This is a genomic window from Streptomyces sp. NRRL F-5135 (assembly GCF_000719775.1).
Classification (GTDB): Bacteria; Actinomycetota; Actinomycetes; order Streptomycetales; family Streptomycetaceae; genus Streptomyces; species Streptomyces hebeiensis.
In genome coordinates this window covers 151820-165534 of sequence record NZ_JOHR01000006.1, presented here as the reverse complement: position 1 = coordinate 165534, position 13715 = coordinate 151820, and the positions used below count along the sequence as shown (strand labels likewise).

Sequence of the window (13715 nt, the reverse complement as noted above, 5' to 3'; positions counted from 1 at the left end):
TGACGTCAGCGCCGGCGCTTGGGCATGTCCGACAGGAAGCCGGCCCACGCGTCAGGAGCGAGGACGAGCCGCGGACCCCGCGGCACTTTGGAGTCGCGTACGTGGACCGTCCCGGTCCGGCCCGTGGCGTGTACGGACAGGGCCACTTCGACGCAGTCGCCGTCGCCACCGCTGCTGTAGCTGCTCTTGAACCAAGCCAGTTCCGACGAGCTCACAGTTCCCCTCGCATTCGCCTCAGCAGGCGATGTGGTCGATCAGCCCTCGTGTCACCTCCGCGCCGCCCGTGCGCCGCAGCAGCGTGTGCTCCTCCAGGATGAAGCTGAACGCCGTGCTCGGCCGGTCCCGCAGCAGTCGCTGCCGTTCCGCGCGCGCCGCCCACTGGGCCTCGATCTGCTCGTCGCCCAGGAGGGGCAGTTGGTTCACGAACAGCGTGCGCGCGTAGGGCTCCGACTACTGTACGGGTGGCCGATCTGTCGCGTCGCTGGGCGGAGCGCATGGTTTCGGCCAGGTCGGCCGGCTGCTCGCGGCCGCTTGATCGATCTCCCGGATTGAGCCGGGCCCTCGAACCTCACGCAAACCCCTCATCGGAAATTTCGCTTCCCGGCTGACGGCCGTCTTTCGGGATGGTGAATCCTTTGTGGTTGTCGCAGTCGCGCTTATGCTCGTCGCCGGCGGCATCCGATTTGGCTCGATCCTGACCGCGGGCACGCGTTGTGCCGCCTTGACAATGGGTCCGGCCGTGCGCCGTCACTGTTCCGGTATCCGGCACACGCGCGTTACGTCGCCGACATATGTCCAGGTGGCGCGGTTGACGCCCGGCTTCCGGTGGAGTTCGGCTCGACTTCTGCTGCAATTCCGGTGAATCGCCTGTGTGATGTGTGACACGTACTATCGGTATCGGGTAGCTGTGTACTCCCGCTATGTCGCCGGTGATAATTGAGCGCAGCCTTCGGTTTGCCGAGATAAGGGTGGCAAAATGACGCAACTACACCTTCCGGACGGCGTCGGCGTAACGGCTCTGATGGCCGCATATGCCCGGGCCCAGGAAATGCGGCGGGAAGCGCCGCTGTTCGTGGACGAGCTGGCGGCACAATTCGTGGGCGACGCCCTGGGAATATCCACGCGGGACGGCTCGGAGCTGCCCAGGCTCGGGCCGGCCCGGGACGACGGGTCGTCGGATCTGTGGAACAGCCTCGGCGGCTCCTTCGTGGCGAGGACTCCCTTCTACGACAGGTACCTCCAGGAGCGCGTGGCCGCCGGGTGCCGGCAGATCGTCCAGCTCGGGGCGGGACTCGACGCCCGGGCCTTCCGGCTGCCCCTGGGTTCCGACGTGGCGATGTACGAGTTGGACACCCCCGCGGTGCTGGACTACAAGGACGGCGTCCTGGCCCGCCACGGAGCCGAGCCGGTCGTCAAGCGGGTCCCGGTCGGCGTCGATCTGCGGGAGGACTGGGTCGGCGCGCTGCGTGTCGCGGGGTTCTGCCCGGACCAGCCCACCGCCTGGATGGCCGAGGGGCTGTTCATGTACTTCACCGCGGAAGAGGCGAACGGCCTGCTCAGGGACATCACCGCCGCGTCCGCCCCCGGCAGCGCCCTGGGGGGCGAGTACCTGAGCCGGCGCACCCGGATCGACGACGTCGCCGCGGCCGACGAGGACGAGCGGGCCCTGATCGAGCTGAGCGTGGCCTCCGACCGGGGCGGCCCGGGGGTGACCCCGGACGTCTGGCTGAAGTCCCACGGCTGGCGGGGCGAGTACCACCAACTGGTGGACGAACTGGCCGCCGTGGGCCGCCCCGTCCCGCCCCTGTGGGATGTCGAGAAGCCCGATCCGCTGCGCGTCTGGCTCTTCACCGCGGCCCTCGCCTCCGCCTGACGACCGGTGACAAAGGCTCGGCACCGGCGACGGGTGCCGAGCCGTTTTTCCCTGCCCGCACGCGTGTCCGCACGCCCCGGGCTGAAGACGGAGGACGGGGGATGTTGTGTCGTACGGTAATCCCATCACTCAGGATGTCGCCGGGGAGGTCCAGTGATACGCGTTCTCTTCGCCGAGGACGAGCATTTGATACGGGGCGCGCTCATCGAGCTGTTACGGGGCGAACTGGACATGCGTGTCGTCGCCGACACCGGCGAGGGCCGCCAGGTGTTGCCGCTCGCTCTGGAGCACCGGCCCGACGTGGCCGTGCTGGATGTGAACCTGCCGGACCGCAACGGGATCGAGGTCGCGGCGCTGCTGCACGAACACGTACCGCGGTGCCGCACCCTCCTGCTGACGAGTCTGGGCCAGCCGGCCACGGTGCGCCAGGCCATGGAACACCATGTCGGCGGCTATCTGATGAAAGACGCCGCACCCGGCGAACTGGCCTCGGCCATCAGGAGGGTGGCCTCCGGCGGTCGGGTCATCGACCCCGAGCTGATGCTCGCGGTCTGGGAGACCAACACCAATCCCCTCACCCCCCGTGAGACGGAGATCCTCACCTGGGCGGCGAAGGGGTACGCGGTACGGGACATCGCCAGAGCGGTGTCCCTCTCCACCGGCACGGTCCGCAACTACCTCAGCAGTTGTGTCACCAAGCTCGGGGCGCGCAGTCGGCTGGACGCGGTGCGCCTGGCGCGCGAGGCGGGCTGGCTGCCACCGTTGGACAGGGCCCCGCAGCCGGGCGGTTGACGCCGGCCGACGGGCCCCGCCCTGTGTCCTGCTCGCCGTCCTACTCGCCGGTGGCGGCGACGATGGTGCGGTAGGGGGTGCAGCGGGTGAGTTCGGGACCGGACACCAACCCGGGAAGGGCCTGCATCTCCCGGCCGAGCGCCGCCCGGTCCGTGTCCGTCTCGAAGAATTCGTCGTAGCTCGCCTCGTCCTTCCAGTCGGCCGTCAGCACGACCCGCGTGCCGTCGGTGCTGAGGTGGACGGTGGCGGAGAGGAAGCCCGTGCGGTGCCGTACCCAGCCCTCGGCGCCCTTGAGGAAGAGGTCCGCCACGGTGCGTTGGGTCTCGGGTCCGTCCACCCGCGTGGTGACGACGGCCGTGAAGCCCGCCTCGGTCCGGGTGGTCATCACGCCTCCCGGGTTTCGGTGGCCAGCCGGGTCAGCTGGGCGGACAGCGACTCCATCGGCATGCCGGCGCTCAGCGCCCACTGGCGGTCCACCACGACCGTGGGCACCCCCATGACGCCCAGGCGCCTGGCCAGTTGCAGGTCCTGCGCCACCTCGTCGGCGAACTCGTCACCGGCGAGGACCTCCCGCGCGCGCTCCGGGTCGAGACCGGTCTTCTCGGCCATCTCCACGAGCGCGTCGTGGTCGGCGATCGGCAGTCCCTCCGTCCAGTAGGCGGAGTAGAAGCGCCGCGCGATCTCGGTCTGCCGGTCCGGGGCCTCGGCCCCGGCCAGGTGGATCAGCCGGTGGGCGTCGACGGTGTTGCCCGGACGCGCCTTGTCCGCGTGGAAGGGCAGACCGTCGGACTTGGCGATGGCCCCGATCATCTCCATGGCCGCGCGGCCCGCCTCACGGCTGCCGTTGAAACGCGCCAGGTAGTCGTACAGATCGCCCTTGGGGCGCGCCTCGGCGGGCCGGGGGTCGAGTTCGAAGCTGCGCCAGCGCAGCTTGAAGACATCGGGGTCGGGCTGCTGGGCGACCGCGTTGATCACGCGGAGGGTGCCGTAATAGCAGTGCGCGCAGACGAAGTCGGACCACAGGTCGAGGTCGATCGTCCGGGTCTTGGACGTGTCGTTGCTGACGGACTGAGAGCTCATGATTCGACCGTAATCTCCATGGCTAACTACGAGAAAGGGCCTACCTGAAGGTAAGCTCAGTGCATGCTGAATAGTTCTCAGCTCACGGCGGGCAAGCCGCGAGACCCGTGTGACGCATTCAACAGTGACTGTCCCGGCCGGGAGGTGCTCAACCATCTCACCAGCCGCTGGGGCCTGTTGGTCCTCGTGGCGCTCCGGGACGGCCCCCTGCGCTTCTACGAACTGCGCACCCTCATAGACGGCATCAGCGAGAAGATGCTGGCGCAGACCCTGCGCACGCTCGTACGGGACGGACTGCTCTCCCGGGAGGTGCTGCCCACCGTGCCGCCGAGCGTGCGCTACGAACTGACGCCGCTGGGGGAGGGCGCGGCGCTGCCGCTGGAGGCGATGCTCGCCTGGGTGCGGCAGAACGCGCTCACGGTGTTCGCCGCGCAGGAGGAACACGACCGCCGCACCACCGCCGGGCCGTGAGGCCACGGCCGCCTCACCCCGCCACGCCCGACTGCTCCAGCGCCGCCGCGCAGTCCTCCAGGATGGCCAGCCGCCCCTCCACCGTGGCCGCGGCGGCCGAGACCATGACGCCCAGCGTGGTCACCCCCGCCGCGGCGTACTCGGCCAGCCGCGCCGCGATCCGGGGCACGGGCCCGATGAGCGCCGTCCGGTCGATGAGGTCGAGCGGCAGCGCCGCCGCGGCCCCCGCCCGGTCCCCGGCGGCCAGCCGCGCCCGCAGTTCGCCGGCCGCGTCCCCGTACCCCATGCGGCGGGCCATCGCGCAGTAGATGTTCCGCTCGGCGTCACCGATGCCCAGCAGGTACACGTACTGGCCGCGCAGCTGGTCCGCGGCCGTGGCGGGGTCGGGACCGACGGCCGTGGGCAGGCTGGGCAGCACGTCGAAGCCGGCCAGGTCCTTCCCCGCCCGCTTCCGCCCCTCGCCGATCGCCTCGACGGCGTCGGCGACCGCGTCCGGCGATGTGAACACCCCGATCCAGCCGTCGGCGATCTCCCCGGCGAGCCGGAGGTTGCGCGGCCCGACCGCCGCCAGGTAGACGGGCAGGTCCGGACGGAAACCCTCGGTGAGCAGGTGGACCGGCGCCGGGCCGCCGACGCGGTAGTGCCGCCCCTCGTACTCCACCGGACCGCCGGCCAGGGCCCGCCGGACGATCTCCACGTACTCCCTGGTGCGTTCCAGCGGCCGGTCGGACCCGGCCCCGTACCAGCCCGCGGCCACATCGGGGTTGGAGACACCGAGGCCGAGACCGAACCGGCCGCCGCTCAGCGAGTCGAGCGTCGCGGCGGTCAGCGCGGCGAGCCCCGGCGGCCGGGCCGGGATCTGCATCACACCGGAGATCAGCGCCATGCGCCGGGTCTGCCCGGCGACCAGCCCCAGCAGGCTGGCGGCGTCCGAGCGGTACCCCTCGGGGGCGAGGGCCGCCGCGTAGCCGAGCCGTTCCGCGGCGCGGGCGAGCTCCGACGCGCCCTGGTGAGTGAGGTTGACTGCGAGACGCATGGCGCCGGACTCCCTGGGTCGGTGGGATCAGAGCAGGTGTGAGCCGCCGTCGACCAGGACGACCTGGCCGGTGGTGTACGTCGACTCCAGCAGCAGGGCGACGGTCCTGGCGACGTCCTCGGGAACCCCGACCCGGCGCAGCGGCGCGTTCTCCCGCACGTACTGGGCGATCGGCGCGAAGAACGGGTCGTCCGCCGTCCACGGGGTCTCGATCAGGCTGGGGGCCACGGCGTTCACCCGCACGTCGGGACCCACCGCCTTGGCGAGCAGCCGCGTCATGTGGTCGATCGCCGCCTTGCTCACCGCGTACGGGATGGAGCTCCCGGCCGGGCGCGTGCCCGCGATGGAGGAGATGTTGACGACGGCGCCCCGCCCCGTGGCGGCCAGGTGCGGCATGGCGGCCACCGTGGTCTGCCAGGTACCGATGACGTTGAGGCCGAGGATGTCGCGCCACACGTCGGGCGTCGCCGCCGTCAGGTCCTTGTGCGGTATGGCCTTCGTACGGCCCGCCGAGTTCACCAGCACGTCGAGCCGGCCGAACCGCTCCACCACCGCCGCGACCAGGGCCTCGGCCTGCTCCTGGTCCGCCACGTCGGCCCGGACGTAGTGGCCGTCGGGCAGCGAGGCCGCCACCTTCTCGCCCGCCTCGACCGAGCGCGAGGAGTTCACCGCGACCCGGTAGCCGCTGTCCCCGAGCCGGCGCGCGATCGCCTCCCCGATCCCGGAGGAGGAGCCGGTCACCAGCGCGACGGGGGCCTCCGCCGTGTCCTGGGGCATCAGTAGTTCCCCAGTCCGCCGCAGACGTTGAGCGCCTGGGCGGTGACACCCGCGGCGTCCTCGCCGATCAGGTACTCGACCATGGCCGCCACCTCGCGCGGCTCCACGTAGCGCCCCATCGGCACGCGCGCGGTGATGCGGTCGAAGGCGTCCTGCTCGCTGACGTTCCAGATGCCGGCGTAGTGCTCCCGCACCCGCTCTGCCATGGGCGTCTCCACGAAGCCCGGGCAGACGGCGTTGACCGTGATGCCGGTACGGGCCAGCTCCAGGCCGAGGGCCTTGGTGAAGCCGACGACGCCGTGCTTGGAGGCGGAGTACGGCGCGGCGTGCACCACGCCCTGCTTGCCGCCCGTGGACGCGATGTTGATGATGCGTCCGCTCTCCCGCTCCGTCATCCGGCCCGTGGTCAGGACCTCCTTGGTCATCAGGAAGACGCTGGTGAGGTTGACGGTGATGACGTCGTTCCACAGCTCGTCGGGGATCTGCGCGGTGGCCCCGCCGCCGCTGCGGCCCGCGTTGTTCACCAGGATGTCCACCGGCCCGTACCGCTCCACGGCGGTGGAGACGTAACCGTGGATCTGCGCGGGGTCGGCGACGTCGCACACGACGCCGTCGGCCTCGTGGCCTTCCTCGCTCAACTGCTTGACGGTGGCCGTCAGCCGCGCCTCGTCCCGGGCGCAGAGAAAGACGCGGTTGCCCTTGGCCGCCAGCCGCCTGGCGATCTCCAGGCCGATGCCGCTGGTCGCTCCGGACACCAGGGCCAGCGGGGGTGCGGTCGCGGTCATGAGTAACATCCTCCGTGGTGTGAGGGTCGGTCGCCTCGGCAGAGGTTCCCGGGCACCGGTCGAGCCCTGCTGGAGACTCCGTGCAGCCGGGACGTCACCGGCCGCCGGTCACCGGTTCGGGCGGATCTCGAGCGCGCCGGACGACCATGGGCCCTCGTCCGTCCCAGGCCGAGAGAAAGCGATGAGCGGATGACCGCGAACAAGACCGTGACCACGGACCTTTACTTAAGGGTGCAGCAGTTCTACGCCCGCCAGATGCACGCGCAGGACAGCGGACGCCATGACGATTACGCGGACACCTTCACCGAGGACGGCGTCTTCGCGTTCGGGCCGGGCCTGGAGCCGGCCGTCGGCCGGGAGACGATACGTGCCCTGCTCACCGACAACTCCGTGGTGGGCGGCGACGATCCGGTACAGGTGCGCCACTGGTTCAACCAGCTCGTCCTCGAGCCGCGGGACGACGGGGCGTTCGACTCCAGGTTCTACGCCCTGGTGGTGAACACCCGGCCGGGCTCCACCCCGGAGTTCGTCACCAGCGCCTTCGTGCACGACGTCCTGCTCATCGACGACGACGGGATACTGATGCGCTCGCGCACCCTCTCGCCGGACCACCTGGCCTGACGGGCCCCGCGGCCACGGTCGCGATCGCCGCGACCGTCCGAGCCCGCCACCACACGCCGCTCAAGCGGGCCTCCATCCGCTCAGCCGACGATGGGTCAGATCCAGAATGTCGAGGAGGAGGCCCGTATGACTGTGGAACTCGGGACGCGCGAGTCGCGGCTCCAGGAGGTCGCCGACGGCGTGTTCGCCTGTGTGCGGCCGGACGGCGGCTGGTGTCTGAACAACTCCGGCCTGATCGTCTCCGGCGGGCAGTCGGCCCTGGTGGACACCGCGGCCACCGAGTCCCGGGCCAGGAGCCTGCGGGACGCGGTGCTCGGTGTCGCCGGGGCCCCGCCGCGTACGGTGGTCAACACCCACTCCCATGGCGACCACACCTTCGGGAACTTCGTCTTCCCGGAAGCCACGGTGGTGGCACACGAGGGCGCACGCGCGGAGATGGCCGCGATCGGACTGAACCTGACCACCCTGTGGCCCGAGGTGACCTGGGGCGCGGTCGAGGTCGTCCTGCCCCACGTCACCTTCGCCGACCGGCTGACGCTGCACGTCGGTGACACCGTGGCGGAGCTGATACACCTCGGCCCCGCGCACACCAGGGGCGACACGGTCGTATGGCTGCCGGAGCAGCGGGTCCTGTTCACGGGCGACCTGCTGATGTCCGGGGTGACCCCCTTCTGCCCCATGGGATCGGTGGCCGGTTCGCTGAGCGCCTTCGCCGCGCTGCGCGCGCTCGGTGCCCTGACGGTCGTCACCGGCCACGGCCCGGTCGCCGGGCCGGAGGTGATCGACGCCGCGGCGGGATACCTGACGCTGATTCAGCGCCTCGCGCGGGAGGGGGCGGCGGCCGGGCTCAGCCCGCTTCAGGCCGCCCGGGCCGCCGACCTGGGTCCGTACGCCGAGTGGATCGACGCCGAGCGGCTGGTGCCCAACCTGCACCGGGCGTACGGCGAGGAACGGGGCCAGGCCGTCGGCGACCCCGCCCAGATGCCCCTCCTCTTCGGCGAGATGGCCGAGTTCCACGGCGGGCTCCCGGCCTGTCACGCCTGAACCCCCCGTCCGGCCAGGCCGTCCCAGGCCCGGAAGCTTCCCCCCTGGTACAGCACGGGCCGACGGGGAAGCACCCGGGCCGCCTCCATCCGGCCGATGAGCAGCTGGTGGTCCCCGGCCTCCACCGCGCGGAGCAGCGTGCACTCGGCGTACGCCAGCACACCGCTGCCGAGGATCGGCACCCCGCGCACCGCCTCGCCCGGGAGCCAGTCCAGCCCCGCGAACTTGTCCTGGGACCGGCCCGCGAAGACCCGGGCGATCTCCTCGCCGTCGTCCGCCAGCAGGTGCACCGCGAAGGCGCGCCGCAGCAGCAGCGAGGGGAGCGTCCGGGAGTTGCGGTCCGCGCACACCAGCAGCAGCGGCGGGTCCGGGCTGATCGCCGAGAACGCGTTGCAGGTGAAACCGCGGGGCTCACCGTCACGGCCGGTCGTGGTCACCACCGCCACGGCGGTGGGTATCGAGCCGAAGAATTCCCTGAACGTCTCAGGGGCCACCGTCGTCATGCCGCCTCCGTGGCTGCCGATCCCGGCCGGTCCTGTCCGGTCCGGTGCGGGCAGCCTGGCAGCGGGCGATGGAGGTGCGGTCGAGGTGTGCTCGTGCCGGTCGGCGCGGGGCCGCCGTGTTCACCGGGCCGTCGGCGCCGGTGGGCACAGGGCCACGGGACGCCCGGGACCCGAGCCCCGTGCCGTGACCGGCACCGTGCGAGGCCGCTGAGGACGCCGCGGCCCGGTTCACCCCGCCCGGGGCGCGTAGTCGTCCCGGCGCGGCGTCTCCTTGCACGACGTGCCAGGACCGGGGAGCGGGATGGGGACCGCCGTGCGGGCCGGCGCCCGCTGCGGCGAGACCACGGTCAGTTCGAACATGCCGGTCGGGGTGCACCGCGCTGTACACGTGCCACCAGTACCCGCGGCCCGCGAGGCGAGATTGGCCAGTCCGTGTCCGTGCGTCGCCTCCACCGGCCCCGGCGGCAGCTCCGCCCCGTCGTTGACGACGGACAGGACGTACTCGTTCTGTCTGCGGTAGACCAGGAAGCAGCAGGCCCGGGCCTCGCTGTGCCGGAGGATGTTGGTGACCGACTCGCGCACGGCCACCGCGAAGACCGTCTCGATCTCGCCCGGCGGTATCCGGGTGGCCTCGTGCACCGTCACGGACACGCCCACGCCGCCCAGCAGGGCCCGCGCGTGGTCCAGTTCGCCGATCAGGGAGAATTCCCCGAAGCTGTGCGCCAGCGACCGCAGGTCGGACAGCGCGCCCCGGGTCAGCTTCAGCACCCCGCGCAGTTCGGAGCGCGCCCGCTCGTCCTCGCTGCCGATGTGCCGGGAGGCCAGCTCCCCGCGCAGGACGGCGAACGTCAGCCGGGCCGCCAGCAGGTCGTGCATGTCGCGGCCGATGCGCATCCGTTCCTCCTGGAGCGCCTTGCGTATCGCGCTGGCCTCGGCCCGGTGGACCGACGCCAGCCGGCAGGTCGTCCGGATCAGCGTCGCCACCCCCACCCCGACGGCGATGGTGACCAGCACTGACAAGGTTGTCTCCATGTACGACAGTCCGCCGTACCGGCAGGCCGCCCAGTCGCACACCGCCACCATGGCGAGTCCGGCCACTCCCTTGCGGTCACGCAGGACGGCCAGGACCGAACCGGCGGCGAACCCGCCGAGACCGTGCCACTCCAGATTGACGAGGAGCGGGGGCAGATACGTCAGCGCCGTCTGGAGCGTGAGCGTACAGATCACGTACGGGCGGTGGATACGGCGGGCGGCGGGAGCGCTGTGCAGGCTCTGCAGGAGCAGCAGGGCCACGAGCGTGCCCAGTGCCACCAGCAACACCCGAAGGTCCCCGCGCGCCGTTCCCATCTCCTGGTTGAGCGCGGACAGCGCCACACCGCACTGCAGTCCCGAGATGACCAGCACCGCTGTCCAAGACAGGGGCGCATCCTCGAATAACTTGCCCATACCCTCCCCCACACCGTGACAACTGCCCCATCATCGTGGAAAACCGCACGCGTGTTTGTGGATGCCCCGTATCCGGGAGGTAAATACTGCGCCCGCCTTCCAGGTGTCCCGGCCGCGGCCGACGAGACCTGCGCACTCCCCTCATGCTGAGCCCCATTCCGGTCCGAGCCAGGCTCTAGCGGATCCCCTGAGGGTTGCCCGTGTCAAGTACGTCAGGGGTGAGGAAGGGGCTCGTGGACCATGCCTAGCAGCGCAGGAGCCGGGCGGTGACCCGGCGGGTGGTGATCACGGGGATCGGTGTGCGGACACCGGGCGGTTCCGGGACGAAGGAGTTCTGGGACCTGCTGACGGCGGGCCGTACGGCCACCCGCGCCATCTCGTTCTTCGACGCGTCGCCCTTCCGGTCCCGCGTCGCGGGCGAGGCGGACTTCGACGGCCGGGCGGAGGGGCTGACCCCGCGCCAGTTGAGGCGGATGGACCGGGCGACCCAGTTCGCGGTGGCGTGCACGAAGGACGCGGTCGCGGACAGCGGCCTGGACTTCGGCTCGCTCGACCCGCACCGGATCGGGGTGTCCCTGGGCAGCGCGGTGGCCTCCGCCACCAGCCTGGAGAACGAGTACCTGGTCATGTCGGACGCCGGCCGGGAATGGCTGGTCGACCCGGCACACCTGTCCCCGTACATGTTCGACTACCTCAGTCCCGGGGTGATGCCCGCGGAGATCGCCTGGGAGGTCGGCGCGGAAGGCCCGGTCACCATGGTCTCCGACGGCTGCACCTCGGGTCTCGACGCGGTCGGGTACGGCGTCCAGCTCGTCCGCGAGGGCAGCGCGGACACGGTGGTGGCCGGCGCCGCCGACACACCGGTGTCCCCGATCGTCGTCGCCTGCTTCGACGCGATCAAGGCGACCACGACCTTCAACGACTCGCCCGACAGCGCGTCCCGTCCCTTCGACGGCACCCGCAACGGCTTCGTGCTGGCGGAGGGCGCGGCGATGTTCGTCCTGGAGGAGTACGAGGCGGCGCGGGCCCGCGGGGCGAGCATCTACGCCGAGGTCGGCGGCTACGCCACGCGCAGCAACGCCTACCACATGACCGGCCTCAAGAAGGACGGCCGCGAGATGGCCGAGGCCATCCGCTCCGCCCTCGACGAGGCCCGGCTCGACCGCACCGCCGTCGACTACGTCAACGCGCACGGCTCGGGGACCAAGCAGAACGACCGGCACGAGACGGCCGCGTTCAAGCGGAGCCTCGGCAGTTACGCCTACGACGTCCCGGTCAGCTCCATCAAGTCGATGGTGGGCCATTCGCTGGGCGCGATCGGCGCCATCGAGATCGCCGCGTCCGTCCTGGCCATCCGGCACGACGTGGTGCCGCCCACGGCCAACCTGCACACCGCCGACCCCGAGTGCGACCTGGACTACGTCCCGCTGACGGCCCGTGAGCGGCGCGTGGACACGGTCCTGACCGTCGGCAGCGGATTCGGCGGGTTCCAGAGCGCCATGGTGCTGCACGAGCCGGAGGTGGCCACCGCATGAGTTCCCCCACGACACCCGGCACGACCCGGTCCGTCCCGGACCCGGGCACCGCCGCGGGCACGAGCGCCGCCCCGGCGGCCCGGTCCGGCCGTACCGTCGTCACCGGCATCGGCGTCGTCGCGCCGTGCGGGCTCGGCGCGGAGGCGTACTGGAAGGCCCTGCTCGCCGGCGAGAGCGGCATCACCGGGCTCAGCCGGTTCGACACGTCCGGCTACCCCGCCACGCTCGCCGGCGAGATCCGCGACTTCGACGCCCGGGAGCACCTGCCGAGCCGGCTGCTGCCCCAGACCGACGTCTCCACGCGCTACGCCGTCGTCGCGGCGGACTGGGCGCTCGCGGACGCCGGGGTGGCCCAGGAGGCCGGGGAGACGGGGGAGGCCGGGCTCGCCGACTACGACATGGGCGTGGTCACCTCCACCGCGCAGGGCGGATTCGACTTCACCCACCGGGAGTTCCGCAAACTGTGGGACGAGGGGCCCGAGTACGTCAGCGTCTACGAGTCCTTCGCCTGGTTCTACGCGGTCAACACCGGCCAGATCTCGATCCGCAACAAGATGCGCGGCCCGAGCGCGGCCCTCGTCGGCGAGCAGGCGGGCGGCCTGGACGCCGTCGGCCACGCCCGCCGCACCGTCCGGCGCGGCACCCCGCTGGTGGTCAGCGGCGGAGTCGACTCGGCCTTCGACCCCTGGGGCTACTCCGCCCAGCTGGCCGGCGGACGGGTCACCACCGCCACCGACCCCGCGCGGGCCTACCTGCCCTTCGACCGCGCGGCGAGCGGGCACGTCCCCGGCGAGGGCGGCGCGATCCTCGTCGTGGAGGACGCCGACTCCGCCCGGGAGCGCGGCGCCGGGACCGTCTACGGCGAGATCGCCGGCTACGCGGCCACCTTCGACCCGCCGCCCGGCAGCGAACGGCCGCCCGGCCTGCGGCGCGCCGCCGAACTCGCCCTGGCCGACGCCGGTCTCGAACCGGCCGACATCGGGATCGTCTACGCGGACGCCGCCGCCGTACCGGAGCTGGACCGGGCCGAGGCCGAGGCGCTGCGCGGCCTGTTCGGCGCGTACGGCGTCCCGGTGACCGCGCCCAAGACGCTCACCGGCCGGATGTACGCCGGCGGCGGCCCGGCCGATCTGGCGGCCGCCCTGTTCACCCTGCGGGACGGCGTCGCCCCGGCCACCGCGCACACCACCGACGTACCGGACGACTACGGCCTCGACCTGGTCCTGGGCGAGCCGCGGGCCGTGCGCGGGCGGGCCGCGCTGGTCCTGGCCCGTGGCCGGCACGGGTTCAACTCGGCGATCGTCGTCACCGCCCCCTGACACCCGGCGGGACGGCCCCGGTCCACCCGGCGCGTCCCGGTGGGCCACGGGCCCCCACGCACCTGCCACCCCCACATGACGAGGAGAACGACACCCATGGCACAGATGACCCTGGAAGAACTGCGCGACACGCTCGTCGCCTGCGCCGGTGAGGGCGACGCCGTCGACCTGAGCGGCGACATCCTCGACGTGCCCTTCGAGGAACTGGGCTACGACTCGCTGGCGCTGATGGAGAGCGCGGCGAGGATCGAGCGCGCCTACGGCATCAGCCTGCCCGAGGAGGCCACGTCGGAGGCGGACACGCCGAGGGCGCTGCTGGACCTCGTGAACGGCATCACCGCCTCGGCCGTCTGACGGACGGCCCGCCCGCGACCCGGCGTCGTCGACCGGCGACGACGACGCCGGGCGCGGCCCGTCGGCACGCGACGCCGCC

The 13715-nt window shown here is 71.9% G+C and carries 16 protein-coding genes and 1 pseudogene; 8 read left to right on the top strand and 9 right to left on the bottom strand.

Annotated elements, in window-relative coordinates; translation table 11 throughout:
* Positions 1–5 precede the first annotated feature (5 nt).
* A complete protein-coding gene (locus tag IG02_RS0111325) occupies positions 6–215 on the bottom strand; it encodes a DUF397 domain-containing protein (RefSeq protein ID WP_030744980.1) in 210 nt (69 codons plus the stop codon).
* Between the two features lie 28 nt (positions 216–243).
* Positions 244–450: pseudogene (locus IG02_RS0111320) on the bottom strand (Scr1 family TA system antitoxin-like transcriptional regulator); the annotation flags it as partial.
* Positions 451–976: 526 nt separating this feature from the next.
* On the opposite strand from IG02_RS0111320, the gene IG02_RS0111315 reads away from it, so the two are divergent.
* Positions 977–1873, top strand: coding sequence for an SAM-dependent methyltransferase (locus IG02_RS0111315; protein ID WP_030744976.1), 897 nt, complete (start codon positions 977–979; stop codon positions 1871–1873).
* A gap of 153 nt (positions 1874–2026) precedes the next feature.
* Complete coding sequence (locus IG02_RS0111310; RefSeq protein WP_030744973.1) at positions 2027–2665, top strand: response regulator transcription factor; 639 nt, start codon at positions 2027–2029, stop codon at positions 2663–2665.
* A gap of 40 nt (positions 2666–2705) precedes the next feature.
* Here the strand turns inward: IG02_RS0111310 and IG02_RS0111305 are convergent, their stop codons facing one another.
* Both IG02_RS0111305 and IG02_RS41515 read right to left on the bottom strand, forming a co-directional pair.
* On the bottom strand, positions 2706–3050 hold the full coding sequence (locus IG02_RS0111305) for an antibiotic biosynthesis monooxygenase (RefSeq protein WP_030744971.1): 345 nt from the start codon (positions 3048–3050) through the stop codon (positions 2706–2708).
* Positions 3050–3745, bottom strand: coding sequence for a DsbA family oxidoreductase (locus IG02_RS41515; RefSeq protein ID WP_051764851.1), 696 nt, complete (start codon positions 3743–3745; stop codon positions 3050–3052). Before IG02_RS41515 ends, IG02_RS0111305 begins: the two co-directional genes overlap by 1 nt.
* A 63-nt stretch (positions 3746–3808) precedes the next feature.
* Between IG02_RS41515 and IG02_RS41510 the strand changes: the two genes are divergently transcribed.
* Complete coding sequence (locus IG02_RS41510) at positions 3809–4216, top strand: winged helix-turn-helix transcriptional regulator (RefSeq protein WP_030744967.1); 408 nt, start codon at positions 3809–3811, stop codon at positions 4214–4216.
* Positions 4217–4229: 13 nt separating this feature from the next.
* Here IG02_RS41510 and IG02_RS0111290 read toward each other — a convergent pair whose 3' ends face one another.
* Genes IG02_RS0111290 through IG02_RS0111280 form a run of 3 tightly spaced genes read right to left on the bottom strand, consistent with a single transcriptional unit; the run spans position 4230 to position 6814 of the window.
* Positions 4230–5252 carry an LLM class flavin-dependent oxidoreductase gene (locus IG02_RS0111290; protein WP_030744965.1) on the bottom strand — a complete coding sequence of 341 codons (1023 nt, stop codon included), beginning with the start codon at positions 5250–5252 and terminating at the stop codon, positions 4230–4232.
* Positions 5253–5279: 27 nt separating this feature from the next.
* Positions 5280–6029, bottom strand: coding sequence for an SDR family NAD(P)-dependent oxidoreductase (locus IG02_RS0111285; protein WP_030744963.1), 750 nt, complete (start codon positions 6027–6029; stop codon positions 5280–5282).
* Positions 6029–6814: an SDR family NAD(P)-dependent oxidoreductase gene (locus IG02_RS0111280; protein ID WP_030744961.1), complete on the bottom strand. Its 786-nt coding sequence runs from the start codon at positions 6812–6814 to the stop codon at positions 6029–6031. The genes IG02_RS0111285 and IG02_RS0111280 overlap by 1 nt, the downstream gene beginning before the upstream one ends.
* 189 nt (positions 6815–7003) lie before the next feature.
* Between IG02_RS0111280 and IG02_RS0111275 the strand changes: the two genes are divergently transcribed.
* Together IG02_RS0111275 and IG02_RS0111270 are read left to right on the top strand one after the other, a co-directional pair.
* A complete protein-coding gene (locus IG02_RS0111275; protein ID WP_030744959.1) occupies positions 7004–7435 on the top strand; it encodes a nuclear transport factor 2 family protein in 432 nt (143 codons plus the stop codon).
* 126 nt (positions 7436–7561) lie between these two features.
* The gene (locus tag IG02_RS0111270) at positions 7562–8479 is read left to right on the top strand and encodes an MBL fold metallo-hydrolase (protein WP_030744957.1); all 918 of its coding nucleotides are present in this window, start codon (positions 7562–7564) and stop codon (positions 8477–8479) included.
* Here the strand turns inward: IG02_RS0111270 and IG02_RS0111265 are convergent.
* The gene (locus IG02_RS0111265) at positions 8470–8982 is read right to left on the bottom strand and encodes a flavin reductase family protein (RefSeq protein WP_030744955.1); all 513 of its coding nucleotides are present in this window, start codon (positions 8980–8982) and stop codon (positions 8470–8472) included. The two genes, IG02_RS0111270 and IG02_RS0111265, sit on opposite strands and share 10 nt — an antisense overlap.
* A gap of 228 nt (positions 8983–9210) precedes the next feature.
* A complete protein-coding gene (locus IG02_RS36235; protein ID WP_030744953.1) occupies positions 9211–10386 on the bottom strand; it encodes a sensor histidine kinase in 1176 nt (391 codons plus the stop codon).
* Positions 10387–10694: 308 nt separating this feature from the next.
* Here IG02_RS36235 and IG02_RS0111255 point away from each other — a divergent pair, with 308 nt between their 5' ends.
* The 3 genes from IG02_RS0111255 to IG02_RS0111245 all read left to right on the top strand — a co-directional run bounded on the left by IG02_RS0111255 (position 10695) and on the right by IG02_RS0111245 (position 13636).
* On the top strand, positions 10695–11963 hold the full coding sequence (locus IG02_RS0111255; protein ID WP_030744951.1) for a beta-ketoacyl-[acyl-carrier-protein] synthase family protein: 1269 nt from the start codon (positions 10695–10697) through the stop codon (positions 11961–11963).
* Positions 11960–13282 carry a ketosynthase chain-length factor gene (locus tag IG02_RS0111250; RefSeq protein ID WP_078854392.1) on the top strand — a complete coding sequence of 441 codons (1323 nt, stop codon included), beginning with the start codon at positions 11960–11962 and terminating at the stop codon, positions 13280–13282. The genes IG02_RS0111255 and IG02_RS0111250 overlap by 4 nt, the downstream gene beginning before the upstream one ends.
* A gap of 96 nt (positions 13283–13378) precedes the next feature.
* A complete protein-coding gene (locus IG02_RS0111245; RefSeq protein WP_030744947.1) occupies positions 13379–13636 on the top strand; it encodes an acyl carrier protein in 258 nt (85 codons plus the stop codon).
* Positions 13637–13715: the final 79 nt, after the last annotated feature.